Raw genomic sequence first — 25,504 nt, forward strand, 5'->3', positions numbered from 1 at the left:
ACATTTTAACTAAAATAGGAGTAATAGTTATGACAAATAATAAACCCCTTAAAGAAAATGATAAAAAGAAATTAGCAAATTTTTTATTCCAATGTTTAAGTGATGGAGTAAGTAAAGAAAGAATAAATAACCTAGCTCGAATCTGGATTAAAAAAGGCGGAGAAGTTAGTGATGAAGAGTGTGCTGCTACATGGGATGAATGTAGAGATAAAGAGCTAGGTAGAGAAATGGCATGTAGTTTAATTGTTAGTACTTTGCCCTTAGCGATTCTTTTCGGTTTAATGGCTGGTTGTAGTGTAGGCAGAGGAGAAAAGGCTGTTACTGTAATGGGTATATTTGCAGGCCTTGCAGCAGTAGGATTTCTAGCGTCTGTGGGATATCTAATAAATCAATATGTTGGTGATAAGGAATATGCTAGTGCATGTGCTGAAGAAATGGTAGATGCTTACAATGTAAAATGTTATGAGGAACTGAAAAATGTTGTACAAGATCAACAGGATTTGATTGGTACAATTCTCAACTATAAAACTAGTGTCGGTAGTAATCTCTATCCTAATTTACCTTTGAGTGATGACCAACTTACACAATTTGTTCTTGTAAAAAGATGTGATTAATTAGAACCTAAAAAATTCCTTGTTATAGAACTGATAGCTAACTACACTAAAAATTTTAAGGTTATGTTTAGTACAAATTTAGAACACTCAGATCCAAGTATCTATTCATACGTACAAGAGGAGTTATCACGTCAGCAATCGCAACTGCAACTTATAGCATCAGAAAATTTTGCCAGCAGAGCGGTGCTAGAAGCACAAGGATCAATCTTAACAAATAAATATGCTGAAGGTTATGCCGGCAAAAGATATTATTGTGGTTGTGGTTTTGTCGATAAAGTAGAAAGTTTAGCTATAGAGCGTTTATGTCAATTATTTAACGTCAAATTTGCTAATGTTCAGCCACATTCTGGCTCACAGGCGAATCAAGCAGTGTTTGCAGCGCTACTTAACCCTGGAGATACAATACTTGGTTTATCACTGGAATGTGGTGGCCATTTAACTCACGGTGCGAAACCAAATCTTTCTGGTAAGTGGTTCAATGCAGTACAATATGGTGTTGATAAGAATACTCATTTAATAGATATGAATGAAGTTGAAGACCTTGCACTAAAATATAAACCAAAGCTTATCATTTCAGGCTCATCAGCTTATCCTAGACAGATAGATTTCAAAGGATTTCGTGAAATTGCAGATAAGGTGGGTGCATATCTTTTGGCAGATATTGCTCACTACGCAGGTTTAATTGCTGGTGGGGTTTATAGCTCTCCAGTGGAATATGCTCATGTTATAACATCAACTACACACAAAACTCTGCGCGGGCCACGTGGTGGAATAATTATGACTAACGAAGAGGATATACATAAAAAAATTCAATCTGCACTTTTTCCTGGACTGCAAGGTGGGCCGCTTATGCATGTGATTGCAGCTAAAGCTGTAGCTTTTGCAGAAGCACTTAAACCTGAATTTCAAGATTATAGTAAAAAAGTTGTTGCAAACGCAAAAACACTCGCAGAAACTCTTAAGGCAGAAGGATTTAATATTGTAACTGGAGGGACTGATTCCCATATAGTTTTAGTAGATCTAAGATCTCAAAAATTAACAGGAAAAGATGCTGTAAATAGCTTAGAGAGATCTGGTATTGTATGTAACAAAAACACTGTTCCTTTTGATGAAAAAGGGCCATTTATCACTTCTGGTTTACGGTTTGGCAGCGCAGCTGAAACGACTAGAGGGCTAACACAAGAGGATTTTGAGCAGCTAGGTCAAATGATAAGTAAGGTACTGAAAAGTTGCGGTAATGATGGAGTTGAGGAAGAAGTCAGTAAAGAAGTTCAAGATATTTGCAGACAATATTCTATTTATTCATAGAATTGTTTTTCCCCTACACAAGGAACTATGTAATATTAAGATATTAATTGATTAAATAAAATCCGCTCATTATAGGAGATATCTGCAAATCAATATCAATAAGTGATACTCCATTCTTTTTCATTGCCTTATAAAGCTTGTTTTGTTTAAAGTTACTGAGATTAAAATCTTTATTTAACTTTTCTTTTTCTAGATATTTATGTGCTTCATCGATAAAATTTTCTAAAAATTCTTTACATGTTGTGCTACTCTTAATAGAAGATATATCTTCTTTTTGATATGAGCAATTCACGTTAGAAACCTTCATGTGAGCTATTGTATCGACATGAACATTACTAACAGCGCAACTGTCGCGATTTTGTTCATCATCATGTTCAAGCATAGCTATAATTCTTAAGGCAGACGATTCGGTATGCTCTAACTTTATTGCTAACTGAGCCTCCCTTGGGATTACAAAATCATTTTTCCTATTTACAACTAAAACAGGAGCTTTGCTTTGTGTTATAGTTTCACCTGCATCATAATTTAAACTACATAGTTTAAACCACAAATCCAGTAACCTTGGATGTTTTTGGAAAAACTGTCCAAAAGGGGATTTTAGATATTTAACTGTTTCTTTTAATTGACAAAAAGAGTTGCTATTTACTAAAGTAAGATAGATTTGTTCTTCTTCAAATTTTTTTAAGACTTCCGTTGCAATTCCATCACCTAATGAATTTCCCATAAGAATAATATCATTTGGATGTACGCCTTGTTCTAACAAGTCCATAACTAATTTTACCCCTGCTATTATTGGATCTTTGCTTCTTGTCATAAATTTTGCTATATGCGTCAAAAGATGCTCATCCATACAGAAAAAATTTATAATATCATTAACATCTTTTTTAATATCGCTTTCATTTTCTGTTTTACCTGTCAAACACATTTTCATACGCTTAATTTCCTTATGACTAAGAGTTGCACTTAATTTATCAGAATAGTTTTTGGTAAGAATGGTCTTTACGATGAGATTTGAGTTGATATACGTCGCAATGATCAAAAAAATAATAAGTGATGGGATAAACACTGCTATTTTAAACGAGATTGGTTTTTTACATAAAAAAACTAACCCTATTGCAGAGATAGCTGCAAAAGCTGCTAAGTTTTTTAATATTTGCTTCCCTAAAATAATATTTTTATTCGTGCATCTTGGATTTACAATTTCCCTGAAATGAGGGTAATCAAACAAATGCACTGTGATTTCCTTAGGAAACAGTTCGGCAATGTGATTATATTCACTATGATATTTTATAGACTCTGAAAGACCAAAAAAGTAAACTAGATGTTTTTTTTGACCACTATTGTTGATAGTTTTTTTTGCAATTTTCACTAAAATGTTTAAAAATGAATAAACCTATTATAGTATAAAATTAAGAAATAGTCAAAATTTACTTAATTTAACATTTATAAGAATTAACAGCGTCAGTCCCTTTCTGTGGCTTACAAGAATCAGTTATGAAATTACCGTTAGGAACATCATCAATATCAATAAGTGATACTCCATTCTTTTTCATTTTTTGATAAAGCTTGCTTTGTTTAAAGTTATTGAGATTAAAATCTTTATTTAACTCTTTTAGATGTTTATGTGCTGCGTCAATGAAATCCCATAACAATTCCTTATAAGATTTATATTCATTATTTTTGAGTCTTTTAGAACCTAGGTAATCTGTATTACTAATACCCATTTCAAATTCATCTGTGTTATGAATATCGTAGCAATGACTATACCTCTTATCTTTATGCTCTAAGGTAACTAACACTTTTAAATTATCTGTAGAATCCTTATTATTAACTTGGCTTTTTAGCCCATGTATAGACTGAACTTTTTTCGGTATCACTTTATCCCCTATTTTATTTACAATCAAAACAGGAGCTTTTGTTGATTTTATTATTTCATTTGGCTTATAATTAAAACCAAACCACTTTCCCAATATAGCAACAAAGCGTCCATATAGGCATGATATCGCTTTTTGTACTGAACTGTAAGAATTGCTATGTACCATGGTAAAATGAATGTTTGCCTTTTCAAATTTCTGTAGAACCTCTGCAGCAATTCCACCGCCTAGTGAATTCCCCATAAGTATAATATCATCTGGACGTACACCCTTTTCCAATAAATCTATAACCTTTGCCATCCCTGCTTTAACTGGATCTTTGCCTCTTGTAGCAAATTTAAGCAGTGGTACAGTGTAAGGATAAAAGATCACAATAGCAGCTGTAATTATAGCTGGTATGAGAAATGTTATAAAAATTGGTACCTTTAATGAAATAGGCATTTTCGATGCAATGATAGAATACCCTATAAAACCTAGTGCCGAGGCAACAATTGTAGTAATTAGTGCCCTCTTTAATTTAAATTTTATATTATGAAAGTGTTCAGGGTAATCATTTTCTGAATAATGATAATTAAACATGTGGATACCAATACTCTGGCCTTCCCAATCCTCCCAACGCTGCTGTTCAGATTCATCATCTCTTATACAATCATTTAATCCAAAAAAGTAAACTAGATGTTTTTTATCTTTCTTACCATCTTGGTTTTGGCTAGTAATTGTTTTTGTGATGATTTTCATAGATTTTGCCCCCTACTAATTAATATTAATATAGAATTAGTTAAAAATCAAAAAATCATCCATATTTATTTTTATTTCGTTTTGCAAGCAAGCAGCAAGAGCTGTATTGATCATTAAAAAGGCTATTGTCATTGGTCCCACTCCTCCCGGTACTGGGGTTATAGCTCTGCTTATCTCCTTTACTTTGAGAAAATCCACATCACCAACAAATCTATTTTCTTCAGGTATAAAGTTCATACCAACATCTATAACAATTGCATCATGTTTAACCCAGTCTTGCTTTACCAAACCAGGTTTGCCAACCGCAGAAACTACTATATCAGCCTGAGCGCAGTGCATAGCCAAATTCTCACTACGTGAGTGCAAAATACTAACCGTACAGTTTTCCCTAAGTAATAGATGAAACATTGGCTTGCCAACAATATTTGATCTGCCAATTACAACTGCATTCTTACCAGAGAGATCTTTTTCAACTGATTTGATTAAATGCATACATCCTTGAGGAGTGCAAGGGATTAAGCAATCTTTTTGTCCAGTAACCAATTTACCAACATTTTCGTTATGAAAACCATCAACATCTTTTTTAGGATCTATAGTATTAATAATAAGATTTGAATCGATATGATCTGGAACCGGTAATTGCACCAAAATACCACTAACTTTCTCATCACAATTTAACTCTTTTATTTTGTCAATTAACTTCTCCTCTGATGTCGAATTAGGCAGAAATATAGTTTCAGATTCAATTCCTATAAACTCTGCTCTTTTTTGTTTGTTACGAACATACAAATGACTAGCCGAATCATCACCAACTAATATCACTTTTAGGCAAGGGTATATGTTATAATCTGCTTTGAGTTGCTTAATTTTTACAGCTAATTTTGCACACAAATTACTCGCAATTGACTTACCATCTATAATCTCACTTACCACTTTAGCTTATAACCCCTGCCATTCGTTACACAATGAATGCTTAATATCAAATAAATCGAGTATCTTTCCAACTGAATGATTAACTATATCATCAATTGACTTAGGAATAGTATAAAATGCTGGTACAGGAGGAGCAATTATAGCTCCCATCTCTGTTAAAGATACCATATTACGCAAATGACCTAGATGCAGTGGAGATTCACGAATCATCAGAACCAACTTACGTTTTTCTTTGATTGCAACATCTGCAGCTCGAGATAATAAATTAGAAGTAATACAAGATGCAATTTCAGACATAGTATTGACAGAACATGGAGCTATAACCATTCCTATTGTTTTAAAAGAACCACTGGCAATCTTTGCCCCCACTTCATCTATAGAATAGGTCTTACTAGCTAATGAAGTTAAATCTTCAAATCTCAAAGGTGTTTCATGAGCTAAAGTTAACTTTGCTGAGTTACTCACCACTAAGTGAGTTTCATAATCAGTTTCTTTTAATACCTCTAAAAAGCGTATACCATAAATTATTCCTGATGCACCGCTTATACCAATTACAATCCTTTTATTCACAATGATCTTTCATTCCAAGAGCACGTTGATAGGTATCAAGTAGCATTTCCTGCTCTTCTCTATCATCATTTTCCATCTTTCTCAGCTTTATAACTTCCTTCATAATTTTTGGATCAAATCCTTTATCTGCTGCTTCAGCATACACATCACGAATATGATCTTGCATTTCTTTTTTTTCTAACTCAAGTTTCTCTATCCTTTCTATATATGATTTAAGCTCCTCAGGAACTACATTAATTGTATCTGTTATTTCCATTTAATACCCTTTAAATTACTCAGAACTACTATTAGTAGTATCATTTTTAATACAAACTTCAATAGTAGTAATAATATTTTTCTCCTTCCTTAGGATTTTAAAAATAAAACCATGCATGTCAAACTCTTCTCCTTCTTCAGGTATACGTTCTATATCATTAATTATTATTCCTGCAAGAGTTGATGCATCTTCTTCAGGTAAGTTCCAACGCAGCTGTCTATTGATATCTCTCACAGATACTTCCCCACCTACATGATAAACTATATCTGATACTTTTTTTATTAAACTGTCTGTTACCACATCATGCTCATCAGATATATCACCAACTATCTCTTCCAGTATATCCTCAAGTGTTACTATCCCTTGCAAAGAACCATACTCATCAATTACAAGAGCAAGATGCCTTTTATTTTTACGAAAACTATGAAGTTGAGTACTAAGAGGAGTAGTATCCGGTACAAACCAAGGTTTGAGCATTATTTTTGTAATATCAATCTTTTCAATATTATTGTTCTCCTTACGCAAAGAATTAATTAAATCTTTTACATGCAAAATGCCAACTATATTATCAGGATTATCTTTCCATAAAGGTATCCTGCTGTGACTACTTGCTAACATTTCCTTTATTAATTGTTCTTTATCTTGGTCTACATTTAGTGCAAACAGATTTTTTCTATGTATCATTATTTGAGATATATCAGTTTCCGCTAAATCTAATATACTATTTAGCATATCTATATCCTCCTTAAGCATAGTTCCTTTACTATCATGCCAAAATATTATATTGCGTATTGCATCAGCTGCAGAGATAACTTCTTTATTCTTATCTAGTCTAAGCAACTTTAGAATACAATTTACAATAAATTGAACAGCTATTGCAAAAGGAGACAGAGTTTTGATGAGGAAGTTGATAGTGTAAGATGAAAGTAAAGCAACTCTCTCGGGATTTTGTATGGCGTAAGTTTTTGGTAATACTTCGCAAAACAAAAGTATGCATACAGTAATAAAAGCTGTTGATAATAAAATACCCTCATTACCAAAAAATCTCATAAAAATTGCAGTAGAAAGTGCAGAGGAAGAGATATTGACAACAGTATTTCCCAGCAGTATCGTGCCTAAAACTATTTTTTTTCTATTTAGCAAATGTTCTATTATTTTAGCTTTTTTATTGCCATCTAATTTTAACTTATAAATACGGGACTGGCTAACTGAAATCAGTCCTGTTTCTGCACCGGAGAGAAAGCAAGATGCAAATAGCAAAAAAAACACCCCTACTGAAGAATAAACTAATAACCAATCCATTAAATGTACTTAACTTTTAACAACTAATATATTCACTAAAAATTGCATTTCAAGTTCAAGTTTTGACTTGTTTTATATTAATTGCTACTATGCATAACGATTAAAATGATTAATTTATGCACCCTATACTATATTTAGTTAATATGCTACTTGATATCTACAGTTTTATTTTATTTTCTTGGTTAATCTTAAGCTGGCTCATTGGGTTTAATATTGTTAATCGATATAATCAAGTAGTATATAGTATTATTACTGCTTTAAATAAAATTGTATCTCCTCCGCTTAATTTTATCAAAAAGTATGTACCGTCATTTTATGAGGTTGATATTGCTCCATTTTTGCTACTGATATTGATCCATTTCGTTAAATACACTATATACTACTATGCGAAGTAAGCTGCTTACATACGTGAGGTTAGTCATACCTTTTGCCTTTGCAACTTTTCTTCTTTTATCAATTTTGAGCTATGATAACACTGATCCTTCGTTTAACACAGCAACAAATAAGAAAGTACAAAACATAACTGGGATTTTTGGTTCGTATGTTGCAGATATATTTATCCAGTTTTTAGGTTTAGGTAGTATAACAATACCACTTGCTATCATTTTATTTATTCTTCATACAAAAAAAAACAAGTTATATACTATACTTAATATCTCATTATTCACACTTAGCCTCTGTGCTATACTTTCGAAGTTATCTTTGATTGTAATTAACAGGTATAGGCATGGTGGAATAATTGGTAATATGTTTGTTGCTTATCCTTATTATGCTTTGATAAGTGTAATTCTCATTAGTATTGTTGGTATAATTGGCTGGCAGCGTGTAGTAAAATCTACAGTTTTTTTATATCACCATATCTGCAAACTAAAATTAATGTATGAATTTTATGATAATACAACAGATAAGGATACAGAATCAAAACCTATAAAAATAGAAGCAGAACCAATCAAACAATTAAAAAATGATTTCATAACAGATAAATTATATGTTAATGAATTAAAATTTGATGATAAATTTAAATTTGACAGTAAGCAAAAAAGTGAATTTATCTTTCCAGATACAGATTTGCTATCCAAATCAGAGAGACAAATCAGCAAGAAGCTAGATGAATCTGAAGGTAAACAAACGCTATCCCTCTTAGAGCAAGTACTGAGTGATTTTGGTGTACAAGGGCAAATTATCAACGTTCGCTATGGCCCTGTTGTTACTTTATATGAGCTTGAACCACAAGCTGGAACAAAATCATCGCGAGTAATTGGTCTTGCAGAAGATATAGCTAGATCAATGAGTGCACTATCTGCACGCATTTCTATTATTCCTGGTCGTAATGCAATGGGGATAGAGCTGCCAAATAAAAATAGAGAAATAGTTTTATTACGTGATTTGCTTGAAACTGATGAATACAAAAATTCAGGGCTAAAACTACCTATAGCACTTGGCAAAAGCATTAATGGTGAGCCAGTTATTGCGGATCTCACAAAAATGCCACACCTTTTAGTTGCCGGCACTACAGGTTCTGGTAAATCAGTTGCGATAAATACCATGATTTTATCGCTAGTATACAGGTTAAGCCCAGACCAATGCAAGATGATAATGATTGATCCTAAGATGCTGGAATTATCCATATATGATGCGATACCACATCTTATATCTCCAGTTGTGACAGAACCTAAAAAAGCTATTGTTGCCTTAAAATGGGTTGTGAAGGAAATGGAGTCTCGTTATAAAATGATGTCTTATGCTGGAGTGAGAAATATTATTGGCTACAACGAAAAAATTACAGAGGCCTTAAGTAGAGGACAAAAGCTTGAATATAATGTTCAAGTTGGTTTTCACCCAGACACGAGCGAGCCTTTATTTGAAAAAACACCAGTAAGAATGGAAGTTTTTCCTTATATAATTGTTATTGTCGATGAAATGGCAGATCTTATGCTCGTTGCCGGCAAGGAAATTGAATCTTCTATTCAACGGTTAGCTCAAATGGCACGCGCTGCAGGAATTCATATTATCATGGCGACTCAGCGCCCATCAGTAGATGTAATTACAGGTGTAATAAAAGCAAATTTTCCTACCAGAATCAGCTTTGCCGTAACTTCAAGAATTGATAGTCGCACAATTTTGGGTGAGCAAGGGGCAGAACAGTTACTTGGTATGGGAGATATGCTTTATATGTCAGGTGGCAGTAAAATTAAGCGTATACACGGCCCTTTTGTCAGTGATAAAGAAGTACAGGATATCGTTGATCACTTAAAGTCTCAGGGTAAACCAGAATATATGGATGAGATTACTAAAGATGATGAAAGCTCTTCATCAGTAGATGAGGATGATAGTGAAAGTGATGAACTATATAGACAAGCAGTATCTGTAGTGCTAGAAGATAAAAAAGCTTCAACTAGCTATATACAACGTCAACTTAGAATAGGTTATAATAGAGCTGCAAATATTATTGAACGCATGGAAAAGGAGGGGATAATTAGCCCTCCAAATCACTCTGGAAAAAGATTTTTAACTAAACATTAACAAAAATTTTGATATAGTTTAAAATTAACTTTAAGTGTTGGGGATATGGTTATGAATGATAAAAAGTTACTTTTAGGTTTTGCTGCCGTGGTTTTTCTTTTGACAACTTTATCTGAGATATCTAGTTTTGTAGTTTCAGCTCTCTGTGCAATTATGGCAATACTAGTTGCTATGGCTGCAATTGCAGCTATAAAAGCAGCAGTAGTAGCAGCAAAAACAGCTATAACTGGAAATTTAAGTATAAAAGAAGAAAATAGAAAAATAGCAGTAGCAGGAAGAATTGTTGCTTTAGGGGTAGCTGTTATGAGTATGGCTACAGCAGCACTTGCCGTGTTTACAGCAACAAGTATAGGTACAGCTGGAATATTTGCCATTCCTATGATAACTGCTTTATATTTATATAATTATAAAAAAGAGGAAGCTGTAGTTGAAAAGGAAACTACAGTGGAAAGTAACAATAATGAAACTGTAAAAGGCAATGAAACACCAGAACCTGCAGAATGTAGGCATAAAGGAAGTATGCTGCCAGCTAATATCGAGCGCTCTAACTGATGTTAATGATAATTTGCTATATGGGTTAGGTGATGGTATAGGTAACTGTGCACACAGCCTATATAATAAGATGCAACCAATTTTTGCGCGAGTACCAAATAAGCATGAATTTTAAAATGGTAATATTTTTTATATCTTACCTGATAGGTTCAATACCGTTTGGTTTAATCCTCACCAGAATGAATGGGGTAGATATAAAGAAAGTAGGTTCAGGTAATATCGGTGCAACAAACGTACTGAGAGCAGGCTCAAAGAAGATGGCAGCTATAACTCTACTTTTAGATAGCCTTAAAGGATTTATAGCAGTATACGCAACGCAAAATATTTATCATGACCATACTTCTTTAGCTGCAATTGCAGCTATTTTAGGGCATATATTTCCAATATGGCTAAAATTTAAAGGTGGAAAAGGTATTGCAACAACAATAGGAGTATTGCTAGCAATAAACTTATATGTTAGCGCAATATTTATTGGTACATGGGCTATAGTTTTTATAACTTTCCGCTACTCTTCACTTTCTTCACTGATTGCTATTTCAGTTTCAACAATGGCATCACTTTTCTACTTTAAAAATGCATTAGTAGTGTTAATTGTAGCCACACCGCTAATAATAATACGGCACCATGGAAATATAATTAGGCTGATAAAAAGAGAGGAACATAAATTTTGTGCAAAGAAAGTTAATTAGCTAGCTCACTAATTTTCTTGTATAACACATCATAACCTACTGCGCCAGAAAACAAATTATCACCTATTATTGTAACTGGGATTCCATTTATACCTAAATCATTTGCTAATTCCCTGCTTTTCCCAATCATGACATCAATTTTATCAGCATTTTCGTTTAGGGAATTATCAAAATCATGATTATCAATTGCTATACTCTTGATTATCTCATAAATAGCATCATCAGTAATAGGATTACTATAGCTTAAAGCAGCATCATAAAAGTCTAAATACCTATTATTATCAATGAAATATACTGCTAAAGCAGCTCTTGTTGCTCTTAGTGAATTATCACCAAGTATTGGCAGATCTCTAAACACATATTTTACCGCACCATCAGCAATAAGCTGTTTTACATCATCTTTCATTTTTTTACAGTATCCACATGCATAATCAAAGAACTCAACTGCTACTACCTTGCTATCTTTATTCCCTACAGTAGGATAAGAAAAATCTAGCAGCTCATTTTCGTAAACCTTTATTTGTTCTTTTACTTCATTACTTCTTACTTCATTATTTTTCTTTTCATTATCTATTTGCCAACGGATTATAGAATCTAAAATCTTACTGGGATTGTCACTGATATAATCATCTACTATCTTCTCAACTGACTCCTTATTAAGCGATTTTTTATTTTGCGTAAAAAATCGATCACTTATTATTGGTAAGCTTGCTACACCTACTATTATCCCTAATAAAAGTAATATTCTTAACATAACTATTATTTGTATTTAAGTTGATAATATAACAGTAAAAATATAAAATTCAAATATTGTTTTGCACCTAAATCGCTATTCTAGTTAAGATATATACGAAGTATTGCTAAAAAAATTAACCAATGATATAACTATAGACATGAGTACTGTAGCCTTTCCTTCAAATTTGTTTGAAGATCCAAAAAAAATAAAAATATACAATTTATCAAGAGAATGGTTAAGATTTGCTATTTATTTCGCTTCTGTAGCTTTTCTCGTCATTAGAATAGCATCGCAATTTAATAAGAATGGAGAGAAAAAGGATATTATCCTTGCTCAGATCTCTTTGATATTATTAATGTCGTCAATGTCAATAATAATTTCATCAATTACCCTGTTTCGTTTTTTTTGTGATAAGAAATATAAAGAAGGTACAAGAAAAAGGAGGCAAGCAGGCAATTGGATTGCACTCATAAGTAGTATTGCTACCATAGTACAAGTCGCAAGCTCAATTATCATGTTTGATATCTCTTCAAAAGAGAATAGCAATGTTACTTTAAATACAATATCTATCTTTATCGGAACATTAATGAGTGTATTGACACTCTATTTTATAGCTTTACCATGCAAGGAATATGACTGCAATTTTAGTAAAACTCAAAGCGAAAAGGAAGAAGATAAAAAAAAACAGGAAAAATATTACAAAGAGCAAAAAATACATAAAAAGGTCATAAAGGTTTTATGGGCAATGCTTATATTAGAACTAATTAATGTTGTACCTAAAGTAATTGATCTTTTAGAAAAGAAAGGTAGCTTTATAATAGAAAATGTAACATTCAATTTAGGTGACAACGTTACTTATTATTTTAACTTTAGTACAACAATCAGAATTTTATGTGCAATAATAATGATGGGGTTGAGTACTTATCGTATGGTTATAGAACAAAATAGTGAACTAAGCGATGTAAATATCACTCAAGCAACCGATCAACAATTAGATATCCATTGATGATACAATTTAAGTTTTATAGTTTAATATATGTTTTTGTTTTAATACTATAATGAGCAATAAGTTAAATTACTACATTACTAGCTGCCTGGTAGCATTATTATTTATAGCAATATTGTATATTATACAGCCAATATTATCTCCACTTGCAGTTGCAGCAATTGTAGCATATTTACTTAACCCTTGTATAAATAAACTAGAAAAATATAAACTACCACGATCTTGCTCGGTATTGTTTGTATTACTTACTTTTTTAATGTTATTTTTAGCTTTTTTAGTCATAGTTGCTCCCATTGCGTATGTGCAGCTGATTTCCCTATCAAGATTTTTAATTAATGAAAAAATGCCATTTATTAAAGATCAAATCATGCCTGCGTTACTAAAAATATATGAGGATATGACTAGCCTCAGTGATGCAGTTAACATGATGAACAATCTGCCAGAGAATTTATTTGAGAGTCATACTATAATAACATTTCTTAGCTCGATATCTAAAATCATAAAAAGTCTGATAACAAATGCTCTTAGTTCAAGCATTGATTTAATCAATACGTTGGTGCTCGTATTCATTACCATTATTTTGTTATTTTATATGCTATATGACTGGCCTTCAATAATTAGAAGTATCAATAGTCTAATACCTATATCTTATCGCGAAATAGTTAAGGGTTATTTTATCCAGATTGATTTGCTAATATCAGCATATCTTAGAGGTCAAGTTAGTGTCTGCCTGATAATGGCAATATTTTATTCTATTGGACTTAAGATATTAAACATGAATTACTGGCTACTAACTGGCCTAATCTCTGGCATTATGACTTTTATACCATACATTGGTTCTCTGTCATGTACAATGCTTGCATTACTCATCGCAATATCACAATTTGATACTTTATTTATGTACTTTGCAGTTCTATCGCTTTTTATCATTGGACAAGCAGCAGAAGGTATGGTAATCACCCCATTTTTGATAGGCAAAAAAGTAAAACTCCATCCTATCTGGATTATTATCGGCATGACAATTTGTGCCTCACAGATTGGATTTTTAGGTATACTGTTTTCTATCCCTATTACTGCAATTTCTTGCGTTTTTATAAAGGCTATTGTAAATAGCTATATCAGTAGTGAGTTTTATAATAAAAGCAAATGCAGTTAAGCCTTTTTGAACATCAAGAAAGCCATGCTTATGAAGATTATATAATTCTAACAGGAAATAAACATGCCCATGACTTCATAGTAAATGATAAAACGTGGAACTGTTTAATTTTGTATGGTCCTTCTGGTTCAGGCAAAACTCATCTTGCTCATATCTGGCAGAAATTAAATAAAGCTATTTTTATTAATCTCAATAATTTTGTTGATGCTGTAAATTCTAGCAATGCCTTTATCTTGGAAGATATAGAAAAAATCCAAAACGAGGTGCTGTTTCTACATTGCTATAATTACGCAAAAGAAAATGGTAAAAAGTTACTTTTAACTTCATCACTAATACCTAATGCCCTGGCCTTTAAGCTCAATGATTTAAAATCAAGGATACTATCTACAATCAGTGTAGGTATCACATTGGAAAGTGAAGAATTATTTAGGCTTTTGCTAATAAAACAATTAACAGATAGGCAGCTACAAGTTAACCCCAGGATAATTGATTATATATTAACACAATCTGAACGTTCATTTGAGAGAATAAAGCATATCGTTGATACAATTGATAAAAAATCAGTGTATAGGTCTACTGGTATAACAATACCTTTTGTGCGTTCTGTATTAAACCTTGGTGATTCTCAAAACCTTTAACTTGAGTATAGGAATTTTTAATTTGACATTTTAATATTTCTTTTGCCTTCTCTATTGCATAAATTAAGTTGGCTTCTTCCTTTGTCTTATCCTTAATGTTAATTACACGCGAATGTGAATTTGCTGGAAATGTAACTAAACTTACTTCCCACAAATCTACTTTATTTAAGGCTCTCACACCCGTTTTTTGATCAATGTCATACTGCAAAGGCACATAGCCAATTGATAAAGAATCAATTGTACCAGACTTTAGCATTACATATGCTTCTCTTGCTTTTTGTAGGTCCAGCAGCAGGTTTGCTACTATATAAAGACCAACTTTATTTTCGTTGATTTCCAAAATATTGCCAATTGGCTCATCGTGTTGATGTTGCCACAATAACTTTATCCTGCCAGCTTTTTTCAATATAGTTTCTGTAAATGCTCCTGGTAATATTACATCATCTTGCTCATCAACAATATTGAATACACTCGCATAGCCAGAGAATATGCCGTTCTCTCCAATGCTCTTAAGTGATAATGCTGAACTGAAAAACTTCTTATTCATTTTCCTCATTTTGTAAAAATATCATTTATCTATAACGTCACCACCTGGTATTTTGGGTAAACCAAATGCCTCTCTCTTTTCATTAAGGGTCATAAAACTTGCATTTTGTACATACTGCCAGAGTTTCTGTCTTTTCTCTATCAATATTTCTATTGCGTCTTTATCATATGATAAACAAAGATCATTACCAAATTTAGGTACCAACCATGAATTAAAGTGACCAATAATATTCTCAAGCGTTGGCAGTATCGTTTGTTCCCATAAGGATAAGCGAGCCTCAATTAGGTTGCTATAGGTGTTATCTCCCGGAATTCCAAGTAGCTGTGGTGGTACCCCAAATGCTAGCGCAATATCACGAGCTGAGCTATTTTTGGATTTAATGAAATCCATATCTTTTGGTGATAAACTCATTTCCTTCCAATCTAACCCTCCTTCTAGCAGAATTGGTCTTCCTACATTCTTTGAACCTGTATAATACGATTCTATTTGTTCTTTAAGACGCATGTACTGTTCAGAACTTAAATGTCCACCACTGCCATCTTTCGCAGATTGCACAATTAATGCACCACTCGGTCTTGCCCCATTTTGTAGCATTGCCTGATTCCAAGCTCCAGCTTGATTATGCTGATCTATACTATATGCTGCAGCTTCAATAGGTGATAGCCCATACAAATCATTTAAGGGATTAAACGTTTTAAGATGCAATATATTTGAACAACCAGTTAATTTGTCCACTTTAAAGTTATAGCTACTGCTTCCTACTTTATATCGGTAAATATATGGTATATTGCCTTTATCAGGTATTATCTCTACTCTATCTGGACGTAGTAGATACAATTCCTTGGGAACAGCATTTTTACTATTTTGTGATTCAATCATCAATATGTATGAGTTGCCGCTAATTAATCTATAAGTCACAATACCTTCAATAAATTCTGATTTAGAAAGCGTAGGATTTGGGGTATTTAGTAATTTAAGTAAAGGGTGAGATTTAATTTGGGATTTTCCATCGTTTGTTATGTGGTTTAAAATAAGTGGAATTGAAGCCACAGCAGTTGCAATCATATGTATTGCTCGAAAAGCAATTACGTTTTTAACATATCCCTCTTCAGCAAAACTAAAATAACTACGTCCACTCCAGGAAGGTTCGGTAATTACTTGCAATGCAGAATAAAAATGAGGAATTCTACTTTTTTTCTTTAGGATGTTAAGTATATTAAATTCTACCATATTAATTTCTAATAAATTACTTATTTAAAGCTTATTAATATGGCTAGATTAGCAAAAGCAGTTTTATAATACGTAACAGCCTAAAACTGCTCCCCATCACAAATTTTTCCACTTCTAAATTGCACAGATTCAGACTCTGAAGAAAAAGACACTGATGGTAACAACTTATTACCATCATCTGCCATCCTACAATCACGAGCTCTCCTTTTGGATATATAGCTACAACATTTCATAACCATACTAGTGATACAACAAAATAAAATGAATAATGGTATTAACATAATCAAAGGTATTGTATAATCTATTTTAATTGCATTTCCTATACTAATAGAAGGTATACTAGTTGAGTGAGGATAAGCCGTACTATTATATTGCACCATAAAACTATCATACGTTGTTAATGATTGTTGGAAGGAAATGCTATGAGTTGATCGCTTATAGGTCATTTTAGGCTTGTGCTGAATTAAATCTCTTTTTGCTTTGCTCGCAGCACTACCCTTTATATCTAGGCACTCCTTTAATATAGTATCAAAAGTATAATCATTACTTAAGTATTGTTCCAACGTCTTACAAAAGATATAAGAATATTTTTTATCATGTATATAATTTTTTATATGTTTTATCATTTCATTCTTACCCCAATTCAATGTATTTTTACTATATAAGTAACTATCTTGTTCCGAGGATGACTTTATAAAAAGAGCAGTGTGATGATAGAAACGATTACATTTCCCTTTCTCCTCCATATTAGTCATTACAGTACTGAAAGGTAGTATAGAATTTTCGTCATTACAATATTTAGTATCAATAGGAAATGATGCAAATAAACCATCAATAAAGATGTAATATAATTCTTCTAGCTCTTTTTTATGCATAATTATACCTAATATAATTTTATACTAGTTATAGTATATAATAAAAAACAGCTGTCAAAAAAAATTGATACCAAAATATATTATTGGTCATATTAGCTTCTTATTACAAATAGTGGATATCTACTTTAGCCCTATCACTATGATTAAATTAGCAAAAGCAGTTTTATTGCATCTATTTATGATTATACATTTGCGATTTTTCAAATGCATTTTCAATAACTCTTAAGCTATCATAATCGGTAAAATCTAGCTTTAATGGGGTTATAGTAATAAAGCCTTTGCTTACTATATCTACATCACCACTACCTATGAGCACACGATCTCCGCGTATAACATACGAATTGTTATCACCAATACTTTCTATACAACTTGCATTACTATCCATTTTGTACTGTCCTTGTTCGATAAATCTTATTCCCAGCACTTCTTCTGCAGGGAAATTAACGTTAATTACTGTACTTTTAGACCAACCAGTAGCTACTAATTTACTTATAATATTAGGTGCAAAATTTTTTGCAGACTCCCATTTTATTTTAGAACGGTCACTGCTATACATTTGACTTAAAGCAATAGATGGAATTAAAGATGTTGCACCTTCCATAGCAGCAGCAATAGTGCCAGAATAGCTAACATCATTACCAACATTTAATCCATGATTTATACCAGATAAAATTAGATCTGGTTTTTTATCCATAATTCTGTTGAGTGCAAGAATTACACATTCTGCAGGCGTACCATCTACAGTATATTTTCTCTCTCCCAAACAATTAACTTGTATTGGCTTTCTTAGACTTAAAGAACGACTGCAGCCGCTCATATCAACGCTTGGAGCTACTATCCATATCTCTGAAACAAATTTTAGCTCAGATACTATCTCATATAATAAGGTTATCCCAGCACTGCCAAAACCGTCATCATTAGTGAGTAAAACTTTCATACTGCTTAAATCTCTGCTATATTTTCCATATATATTACTTTACAAAGTACATTAAAAAACAATAAAGATGATAAGCAAATCACACTTAGTTAAAAAGGTTTTTAATTCAATTGCAGATCACTATGACATTATGAATGATGTGATGAGTTTTGGTCTTCATAGATTATGGAAGAAAAAGATGGTAAGCATCATGCATGTAAACCAAAACTGCAAGTTACTAGATGTTGCTGGCGGGACAGGTGACGTAGCGCTACAAGTAATAGAAAAAGAGCCAACAACTAGCGTAACAGTGTGTGATATAAATTACAAAATGCTGAAGAACGGACGTGATAATGCAATAAATAAGAATAAGCTTTCTTTGCAATGGTGTTGTGCTGATGCAGAGTATCTTCCATTTGATGATAATCAATTTGATTACTATACTATAGCGTTTGGCATACGTAATGTCTCAAATAGAAAAAAAGCTCTGCAAGAAGCATATCGAACATTAAAGCCAGGTGGAAAATTCATCTGTTTAGAGTTTGCACCTATGTGTTATCAAAATAAAATATTTACTAAATTATATGATTTATATTCATTTAACATAATTCCTAAAATGGGAAAATTAATTGCTAAAGATGAAGAATCATATAAATATTTAGTAGAAAGCATTAAACAATTCCCTACTCAATTGCAGTTTAAAAATGAAATTGAAGAAGTAGGTTTTACCAATACAAGCTTTTGCAATATGAGCTGCGGTATCGCAACGTTATACTTTGGATACAAAGTTTCATTTTAACTTATTATTGCCTTTTACAGGTTAAATTTAGTACCCTTATAATAATTTTTATTTTATGTCATAAAAATCAAGTTTTTATGACACATTGCCCTACACTCTTCGATAATATGCATTCGTAATTTAAACTAATATGTACTCTGCATGGGTTAAGATTGATGGTTGCTGTGCATCAAATGAGTAATAATAATCATGAAAAAAACCATTATCGCTACCAACTTCATTCGCATGATATGTGTGCTCATCACATTTTCCTGTTAGCAAACAGTCTTGATACAATATAATAGTTTCCACAAACTTATAAAAAGCATCTTCAATATCCTGATCTGACGACATTTTGTCATATGCTCTTTCTAAACCAGTATAACCATATCCATAATCCGACTGTATTGCGATAAGCTCTTTATAATATTCTTTTATATACTGATTGAGGAAAGTAAGACGAGATAAAGAATTTTCCTTTACCTCTTCATAGAATTGATCAAATTTTTGATCAAAATCTCCTTTTGAATTTAAATCATGAAATTTTTGCAACATATTCAATCCTTGGTAAATTATACAATATGATTATTATATTAATAATTAACAAAAGATGTCAACTTAAATTTCGTTTAATTATTGACTTGATGCAATTAACTAACTTTAATAATAAAAGTTACTTTTAACTTTAAGGATGAATTTCTTTTTTTATTGCTTCTCCTTATTAACTATAATATCAGCAATTTTTGTAGTATGTACAAAAAACCCCGTGCATTCAGTATTGTCGCTCATATCTGCATTCATTAGTTCAGCAGTGCTATTTATTTTACTTGGTGCTGAACTTGTTGCCATGGTTATGGTAATTGTCTATGTTGGCGCCGTGGCAGTTTTGTTTTTATTTGTTGTGATGATGCTTGACATAGATTATGTTAGGTTACGTCAAGGTTTTGTTAAGTATTCATTCATGGGGATTGTGTGTTCATCTGCATTTCTTTTCAGTGCATGGTATACAATCAAAAAATCCAAAAGTTTAATTGCGCAAGTAATGCATAATAATGTTAGTAATGTGGCTGCAATTGGTAATGTGCTTTATACTGATTATATGTATGCTTTTCATCTGTCAGGAATATTGCTACTTGTTGCAATTGTTGGAGCAATTGCTCTTACGCTACGAAATAGAGAGGGAGTGCGCAAACAAAGTTCGAGTAAGCAACTTATGCAATCCTCATCACTAAAAATTGTTAAAGTTAAAACCAAAGAAGGTATAGAATGGAAGTCTTAACTTTGAATCATTTTCTCATTCTTGCAGCTATTCTTTTTACAATTGGAATATGCGGGATCTTTATTAATCGTAAAAGTATTATTAACATTCTACTTTCAATTGAACTTATGCTCCTTGCAGTTAATATTAACTTAGTTGCTTTTTCTGCTTATATGAACGACATAGTAGGGCAAATATTTGTTATGTTTATACTAACTGTTGCAGCAGCAGAATCAGCTGTGGGCCTCGCAATTTTAGTTGTACATTACAGAAATAGTGGCCATATAGATGTTGAAGATACCAGCTTAATGAAGAAATGATTAGCATAGAAACATTTGTCGTATTCTTACCGTTTATAGGAGCAGTGCTTTCTAGCTTGAGGAAAAATGCATTTTTTAGCCAAGTTGTACCAATAACTTTGGTTGCCATTTCTGGCTTGTTGTCGTGGTATTTGTTTATCACTTTTTCTCAAAATAGCACCATAGACCTTTTTTCATGGATTGCAGTCGGTAGCTTAAAAATAAACTGGGCATTAAATATAGATAGGCTTACAACTATAATGTTTATAGTGGTTACAACTGTTTCCACAGTAGTGCATCTGTACTCTACAGGCTATATGGAACACGATAAAGGAAAGTCGAGGTTTTTTTCTTATCTTTCGCTGTTCACTTTCTTTATGCTAATACTTGTTACAAGTAGTAATTTCCTTCAGCTTTTTTGTGGCTGGGAAGGGGTAGGTTTATGCTCTTACTTACTTATAGGTTTTTGGTTTGAGAAATATTCAGCCAGCAAGGCAGCTATGAAAGCTTTTGTTATCAATAGAGTAGGAGACTTTTTCCTGCTTGTAGGCATAATTTTAATATACTGTACATTTAATACACTTGATTTTATAGAAGTATTTGACAGAGCCTCTCTAGGAGGTTTTCCTATAGTAGGAGTGCTTGGTATTAAGTTAAGCACAATACACATAATATGTATGTTACTATTTATTGGTTGCATGGGAAAATCTGCACAAATTGGTCTGCATACATGGCTTCCTGATGCAATGGAAGGTCCAACACCAGTTTCTGCTTTAATCCACGCAGCAACTATGGTAACAGCCGGGGTGTTTCTTGTAGCTAGATGTTCGCCATTATTTGAATTATCTTATATAGCTAGAGAAGTTATGATAATCGTTGGCTCCATAACTTGCTTCTTTACGGCAACAGTTGCAATTGCTCAAAATGATATCAAAAAAATCATAGCTTACTCAACATGTAGTCAATTGGGATATATGTTTATAGCTTGTGGCAGTTCTGCATACAATTTAAGCATCTTTCATCTTATGACACATGCATTTTTTAAAGCTTTGCTTTTCTTATGTGCTGGCAATGTTATTTATGCAATGAATCATGAGCAGGACATTCACAAAATGGGTGGATGCTACAAAAAAATACCTTTTACTTATGCACTTATGTGGATAGGGTCATTAGCACTTACAGGTATATTTCCACTTGCTGGATTCTACTCAAAAGATTTAATTATTGAAAATGCATACAGCATAAGTAAATTTGCATTTGTAACTGGTATCTTGGTTGTTTTTCTCACATCACTTTACTCGTGGAGATTGATGTTTTTGGTATTTCACGGTAAAGAGAAAAATAATAAAATTCACAAGTTACCAAAAATTATGCTTTTGCCTTTGCTTGTACTTGCATTTGGCTCAATTTTCTCTGGTGTATGGGGAGAATTATCAATAACAGATGCTTCTTTTTGGCAAGGCAGCATATCGATAACAAGCAGCGAGCACAGTGTACCTATATATATAAAATTATTACCAATGTTGTTTAGCTTCTTGGGAATGTTACTTGCATATTTGCTCTACATAAGAAATTCATTTAAAAATATAAACAATAAATCTCTAGTGAATTTTTTACACAATAAATGGTATTTCGATGAAATATATGAGTATCTATTCGTAAGACCAATAAGGTTTTTTGCCATAATTTTATGGAAGTTTTTTGATGTAAAAATTATAGATTCTTTAGGCATAGGTGGCATTGTTGCACTTGCTAAACATAGTTCAACAAATAGCTTAAAATTACAAACTGGTCGTATATTTGACTATGCTGTTATTATGGTTTTTGGTTTTATAATTAGTATATTTTATATAATTTTTCGGGTTTAAATAGATTGTGCTGTTTATAATGATGATCAGCCCTTTGCTTGGGGCGCTTTTACTATTGCTTGCGAGATTTAATAACAATTCTCTATACGTAAAGTTTTTGCCACTCTTTTTTTCTACAGCAACTTTCTTAATCAGCATTGCAATTGCAGCTCAGTTTGATCATCACATAGAGAATTTTCAGTTTATTGAGCAACTAGGCAGCAATGTTTTACTTGGGATTGATGGCATTTCACTGCCTCTTGTTTTACTTACTACACTACTGTTCCCTTTGTGCATTATATATAGCTTGAAGCTTAACCTCTCTTATATAAAAGCATATATGGCACTGTTTTTATTGCTTGAAAGCCTGGTGATCGGCTTTTTCATATCTCTTAATATGATAATGTTTTATATATTATTTGAAGCTGTTTTGATGCCAATGTTTTTAATCATCGGCATATGGGGAAGCAAAAATAGAGTATATGCTGCATTTAAACTATTTCTCTATACATTTGCTGGTTCCTTATTGTTTTTAGTGGCTGTGATATACATATACGTTACTTACTCCACAAGTAATATACAGGAGCTTATGAGCTTTTTACCTAAGGCTAGTTTTAACGTACAAAAGTGGCTCTGGCTTGCACTATTTATATCATTTGCTGTTAAAATTCCTATGTTTCCTTTTCATACATGGCTGCCTGATGCTCATGTACAAGCGCCAACTGCAGGATCTGTAATTTTAGCTGGCTTACTTATAAAAATGGGAGCATATGGGTTTTTAAGATTCTCATTACCTATGTTGCCTAATGCAAGCTTATATTTTGCCAATTTTGTTATTGCATTGAGCATAATAGCAGCTATATATGCATCTTTGGTTGCGTTTGCACAAAAGGATATAAAAAAACTAATAGCATATTCCTCTATAGCACACATGGGATTTGTTACTGCTGGGATTTTTTCTTTTAATGAAGAAGGTATATCTGGTGCTATCTTTCAGATGATAAGTCATGGTATAATCTCTGCAGCACTATTTTTATGCGTTGGCATGCTCTACAGTAGAACAAATACTTTAAATATAACCAAATATGGCGGAGCGGCATCTACAATGCCTTTGTTTTCTTTGATGTTCGTTTTATTCTCCATGGCAGCTATAGGTCTACCAACTACTTCCGGTTTTGTAAGTGAGTTTTTATGCATACTTGGGCTATTTAAAAGCATTAAATTTGCTGCAGCACTTATTGCAACTGCAACTATTCTTAGCGCAGTGTACATGCTTTATCTTTGCAAGGGTGTTATATGGGGCGTAAGTACATCTTCTTTACTGACAAAAGACATAAGTAAAATTGAGCTTTTTGTTTTGCTGCCTTTGGCTATTTTAACTTTACTTTTAGGAATCTATCCAACCTCTTTACTTATGTACTTAAAACCAGCTATAAGTAAGTTATTAACTATAATTTTATGAATAATTTTCTATATATCATTCCAGAAGTATTCCTCGCCTTATCATCAATGATACTGTTGCTCTTTGGTAAGGTCATCAATCGTAATGCAGCTTACCTAGCTGCATTTGCGTGCGCAGTAATTACAATAACTATTGCTGTTTTTACTTATAAAAGTGGTCAGATTCTCATCTTTAATTCGCTACTAAAATTAAACCTGTATACACATCTAGCACAAATCTTAATTTTAATCTTAGGAGCAATTATTCTGCTCATGCTGCTTTTCTCAAAGTATGATTATTCTTATGAATTTCCAGTAATAATCTTATTTTCTCTATTTAGCATGATGGCGATCATTGCAGCAAATGACCTGATTTCATTTTATTTAGCGTTTGAACTGCAAAGCATCACTCTATATGTGCTCGCATGTTTTGAAAGAAAGTCGGTCTACTCATCTGAAGCTGGGGTGAAGTACTTCACTCTTGGCGCTTTATCATCTTGTATAATGCTTTATGGAATGTCTTTAATTTATGGTTATACAGGAAAAACAAACTTCACTGATCTAGCAGTGTTTTTTAGTAATTATGAGACACTTGGAGCAGTTTTAGGGGTAATGCTAATTTTACTTAGTATATGCTTTAAAATATCCATTGCTCCCTTTCACTTATGGGCTCCTGACGTCTATCAAGGATCGCCAACAATTGTCACAGCATTTTTTGCTATAGCCCCTAAAGCTACATTTGTAACTCTTTTAATTAGGCTTTTAAGTGAAGAATTTACTGGCATGATGCAGTACTGGCAAAATATTTTAATATTTGCAAGTATCTTATCAGTTGCAATATCTGCTTTTGGAGCTATGCAGCAGCAAAATTTAAAAAGGCTTTTTGCTTATAGTGCAATAGGACATGCTGGATATATGCTAATTGCAATTGCTCTAGGTACATCAGAAAGTATAACCAGTGCATTTATATATTTGATAATATATCTGATTTCTAATATAGGGTTGTTCTCATACTTGGTGCAAATTGATGATGATAATTGCAATATTGAGTGTTTAGCAGGACTTGGCAAAAAAAATCCTATAACTGCATTTAATCTTTCTATATTTATGCTGTCAATGGCTGGCATTCCTCCAATAGCTGGATTTTTCAGTAAGTTCTATGTATTATTGAGCTTAATTAAATTTGGTTTTATTAATCTGTCTATAATTCTTATCATACTAAGTGTGGTCGCGTGTTACTATTATTTGCGTGTTATAAAAGTAATATACTTCGATGAAGGCAAACACAAAAAAAGTGAAGGAAGTCGAGAATTGCTAATTCTTTCAACAATATCAATGATAATTAACATCTCATTCTTTGCATATGTAGAAAAGTTTAAAAAAATCATTTATTTATTAATTGGTCAAGCTATCTATTAG

Annotated in this window: 27 protein-coding genes; 15 read left to right on the plus strand and 12 right to left on the minus strand. The window is 32.4% G+C overall.

Features of this window, described 5'->3' with window-relative positions; translation table 11 throughout:
• Nucleotides 1-29: 29 nt before the first annotated feature.
• Together AACL09_RS04590 and glyA are read left to right on the plus strand one after the other, a co-directional pair.
• On the plus strand, nucleotides 30-614 hold the full coding sequence (locus AACL09_RS04590; protein WP_339047322.1) for a hypothetical protein: 585 nt from the start codon (nucleotides 30-32) through the stop codon (nucleotides 612-614).
• A 63-nt stretch (nucleotides 615-677) separates the two neighbouring features.
• Nucleotides 678-1,922 carry a serine hydroxymethyltransferase gene (gene glyA / locus AACL09_RS04595; protein ID WP_339047324.1) on the plus strand — a complete coding sequence of 415 codons (1,245 nt, stop codon included), beginning with the start codon at nucleotides 678-680 and terminating at the stop codon, nucleotides 1,920-1,922.
• A 43-nt stretch (nucleotides 1,923-1,965) separates the two neighbouring features.
• Here glyA and AACL09_RS04600 read toward each other — a convergent pair whose 3' ends face one another.
• The 6 genes from AACL09_RS04600 to AACL09_RS04625 all read right to left on the minus strand — a co-directional run bounded on the left by AACL09_RS04600 (nucleotide 1,966) and on the right by AACL09_RS04625 (nucleotide 7,595).
• On the minus strand, nucleotides 1,966-3,291 hold the full coding sequence (locus AACL09_RS04600) for a hypothetical protein (protein ID WP_339047326.1): 1,326 nt from the start codon (nucleotides 3,289-3,291) through the stop codon (nucleotides 1,966-1,968).
• A gap of 67 nt (nucleotides 3,292-3,358) precedes the next feature.
• Nucleotides 3,359-4,534 (minus strand): hypothetical protein, encoded by a 1,176-nt coding sequence (locus AACL09_RS04605; protein ID WP_339047328.1) that lies wholly within the window; start codon nucleotides 4,532-4,534, stop codon nucleotides 3,359-3,361.
• A gap of 36 nt (nucleotides 4,535-4,570) precedes the next feature.
• On the minus strand, nucleotides 4,571-5,467 hold the full coding sequence (folD, locus tag AACL09_RS04610) for a bifunctional methylenetetrahydrofolate dehydrogenase/methenyltetrahydrofolate cyclohydrolase FolD (RefSeq protein ID WP_339047330.1): 897 nt from the start codon (nucleotides 5,465-5,467) through the stop codon (nucleotides 4,571-4,573).
• Between the two features lie 6 nt (nucleotides 5,468-5,473).
• On the minus strand, nucleotides 5,474-6,037 hold the full coding sequence (locus AACL09_RS04615) for a UbiX family flavin prenyltransferase (protein WP_339047332.1): 564 nt from the start codon (nucleotides 6,035-6,037) through the stop codon (nucleotides 5,474-5,476).
• A complete protein-coding gene (locus tag AACL09_RS04620) occupies nucleotides 6,030-6,293 on the minus strand; it encodes a DUF2312 domain-containing protein (protein ID WP_339047334.1) in 264 nt (87 codons plus the stop codon). The genes AACL09_RS04615 and AACL09_RS04620 overlap by 8 nt, the downstream gene beginning before the upstream one ends.
• A 15-nt stretch (nucleotides 6,294-6,308) precedes the next feature.
• Nucleotides 6,309-7,595 carry an HlyC/CorC family transporter gene (locus AACL09_RS04625; protein ID WP_339047336.1) on the minus strand — a complete coding sequence of 429 codons (1,287 nt, stop codon included), beginning with the start codon at nucleotides 7,593-7,595 and terminating at the stop codon, nucleotides 6,309-6,311.
• Nucleotides 7,596-7,738: 143 nt separating this feature from the next.
• Here AACL09_RS04625 and AACL09_RS04630 point away from each other — a divergent pair, with 143 nt between their 5' ends.
• The 4 genes from AACL09_RS04630 (at nucleotide 7,739) to plsY (ending at nucleotide 11,359) form a co-directional block, all read left to right on the plus strand.
• The gene (locus tag AACL09_RS04630) at nucleotides 7,739-7,990 is read left to right on the plus strand and encodes a YggT family protein (RefSeq protein WP_339049027.1); all 252 of its coding nucleotides are present in this window, start codon (nucleotides 7,739-7,741) and stop codon (nucleotides 7,988-7,990) included.
• Nucleotides 7,980-10,118 (plus strand): DNA translocase FtsK 4TM domain-containing protein, encoded by a 2,139-nt coding sequence (locus AACL09_RS04635; protein ID WP_410519797.1) that lies wholly within the window; start codon nucleotides 7,980-7,982, stop codon nucleotides 10,116-10,118. Before AACL09_RS04630 ends, AACL09_RS04635 begins: the two co-directional genes overlap by 11 nt.
• 51 nt (nucleotides 10,119-10,169) lie before the next feature.
• Nucleotides 10,170-10,670: a hypothetical protein gene (locus AACL09_RS04640; RefSeq protein WP_339047340.1), complete on the plus strand. Its 501-nt coding sequence runs from the start codon at nucleotides 10,170-10,172 to the stop codon at nucleotides 10,668-10,670.
• 116 nt (nucleotides 10,671-10,786) lie between these two features.
• Nucleotides 10,787-11,359 carry a glycerol-3-phosphate 1-O-acyltransferase PlsY gene (gene plsY / locus AACL09_RS04645; protein WP_339047342.1) on the plus strand — a complete coding sequence of 191 codons (573 nt, stop codon included), beginning with the start codon at nucleotides 10,787-10,789 and terminating at the stop codon, nucleotides 11,357-11,359.
• Here plsY and AACL09_RS04650 read toward each other — a convergent pair.
• Entirely contained in the window at nucleotides 11,352-12,113 is a 762-nt protein-coding gene (locus AACL09_RS04650) for a DsbA family protein (protein ID WP_339047344.1), read from the minus strand. The genes plsY and AACL09_RS04650 overlap by 8 nt on opposite strands.
• A gap of 103 nt (nucleotides 12,114-12,216) precedes the next feature.
• On the opposite strand from AACL09_RS04650, the gene AACL09_RS04655 reads away from it, so the two are divergent.
• The 3 genes from AACL09_RS04655 to AACL09_RS04665 are packed head-to-tail and all read left to right on the plus strand — an operon-like array spanning nucleotide 12,217 to nucleotide 14,895.
• Entirely contained in the window at nucleotides 12,217-13,101 is an 885-nt protein-coding gene (locus AACL09_RS04655; protein WP_339047346.1) for a hypothetical protein, read from the plus strand.
• Nucleotides 13,102-13,153: 52 nt separating this feature from the next.
• Complete coding sequence (locus AACL09_RS04660) at nucleotides 13,154-14,257, plus strand: AI-2E family transporter (RefSeq protein WP_339047348.1); 1,104 nt, start codon at nucleotides 13,154-13,156, stop codon at nucleotides 14,255-14,257.
• Entirely contained in the window at nucleotides 14,248-14,895 is a 648-nt protein-coding gene (locus tag AACL09_RS04665) for an HdaA/DnaA family protein (protein WP_339047350.1), read from the plus strand. The genes AACL09_RS04660 and AACL09_RS04665 overlap by 10 nt, the downstream gene beginning before the upstream one ends.
• Here AACL09_RS04665 and AACL09_RS04670 read toward each other — a convergent pair.
• From AACL09_RS04670 to surE, 4 genes are all read right to left on the minus strand, one after another.
• Nucleotides 14,831-15,442 (minus strand): HK97 family phage prohead protease, encoded by a 612-nt coding sequence (locus AACL09_RS04670; RefSeq protein ID WP_339047352.1) that lies wholly within the window; start codon nucleotides 15,440-15,442, stop codon nucleotides 14,831-14,833. The two genes, AACL09_RS04665 and AACL09_RS04670, sit on opposite strands and share 65 nt — an antisense overlap.
• Nucleotides 15,443-15,463: 21 nt before the next feature.
• Nucleotides 15,464-16,672, minus strand: coding sequence for a phage portal protein (locus tag AACL09_RS04675; protein WP_339047354.1), 1,209 nt, complete (start codon nucleotides 16,670-16,672; stop codon nucleotides 15,464-15,466).
• Nucleotides 16,673-16,752: 80 nt separating this feature from the next.
• Nucleotides 16,753-17,547: a hypothetical protein gene (locus AACL09_RS04680; RefSeq protein ID WP_339047356.1), complete on the minus strand. Its 795-nt coding sequence runs from the start codon at nucleotides 17,545-17,547 to the stop codon at nucleotides 16,753-16,755.
• A 172-nt stretch (nucleotides 17,548-17,719) separates the two neighbouring features.
• Nucleotides 17,720-18,484, minus strand: a complete 765-nt coding sequence (gene surE / locus AACL09_RS04685) for a 5'/3'-nucleotidase SurE (protein WP_339047358.1) — start codon at nucleotides 18,482-18,484, stop codon at nucleotides 17,720-17,722.
• Nucleotides 18,485-18,551: 67 nt separating this feature from the next.
• Between surE and ubiE the strand changes: the two genes are divergently transcribed.
• Entirely contained in the window at nucleotides 18,552-19,262 is a 711-nt protein-coding gene (ubiE, locus tag AACL09_RS04690) for a bifunctional demethylmenaquinone methyltransferase/2-methoxy-6-polyprenyl-1,4-benzoquinol methylase UbiE (protein WP_339047360.1), read from the plus strand.
• 120 nt (nucleotides 19,263-19,382) lie between these two features.
• On the opposite strand, the gene AACL09_RS04695 is transcribed toward ubiE, so the two are convergent.
• Complete coding sequence (locus tag AACL09_RS04695; RefSeq protein WP_339047363.1) at nucleotides 19,383-19,796, minus strand: hypothetical protein; 414 nt, start codon at nucleotides 19,794-19,796, stop codon at nucleotides 19,383-19,385.
• A gap of 136 nt (nucleotides 19,797-19,932) precedes the next feature.
• Here AACL09_RS04695 and AACL09_RS04700 point away from each other — a divergent pair, with 136 nt between their 5' ends.
• The 5 genes from AACL09_RS04700 to AACL09_RS04720 are packed head-to-tail and all read left to right on the plus strand — an operon-like array spanning nucleotide 19,933 to nucleotide 25,504.
• Nucleotides 19,933-20,520, plus strand: coding sequence for an NADH-quinone oxidoreductase subunit J (locus AACL09_RS04700; RefSeq protein WP_339047365.1), 588 nt, complete (start codon nucleotides 19,933-19,935; stop codon nucleotides 20,518-20,520).
• A complete protein-coding gene (gene nuoK / locus AACL09_RS04705) occupies nucleotides 20,508-20,819 on the plus strand; it encodes an NADH-quinone oxidoreductase subunit NuoK (protein WP_339047367.1) in 312 nt (103 codons plus the stop codon). The genes AACL09_RS04700 and nuoK overlap by 13 nt, the downstream gene beginning before the upstream one ends.
• Nucleotides 20,816-22,666 (plus strand): NADH-quinone oxidoreductase subunit L, encoded by a 1,851-nt coding sequence (gene nuoL, locus AACL09_RS04710; RefSeq protein WP_339047369.1) that lies wholly within the window; start codon nucleotides 20,816-20,818, stop codon nucleotides 22,664-22,666. Before nuoK ends, nuoL begins: the two co-directional genes overlap by 4 nt.
• Nucleotides 22,667-22,685: 19 nt before the next feature.
• Nucleotides 22,686-24,107, plus strand: a complete 1,422-nt coding sequence (locus tag AACL09_RS04715) for an NADH-quinone oxidoreductase subunit M (RefSeq protein WP_339047371.1) — start codon at nucleotides 22,686-22,688, stop codon at nucleotides 24,105-24,107.
• On the plus strand, nucleotides 24,104-25,504 hold the full coding sequence (locus AACL09_RS04720) for an NADH-quinone oxidoreductase subunit N (protein WP_339047373.1): 1,401 nt from the start codon (nucleotides 24,104-24,106) through the stop codon (nucleotides 25,502-25,504). Before AACL09_RS04715 ends, AACL09_RS04720 begins: the two co-directional genes overlap by 4 nt.

Source organism: Candidatus Mesenet endosymbiont of Phosphuga atrata (assembly GCF_964020175.1).
In the GTDB taxonomy this organism is placed as follows: Bacteria; Pseudomonadota; Alphaproteobacteria; order Rickettsiales; family Anaplasmataceae; genus Mesenet.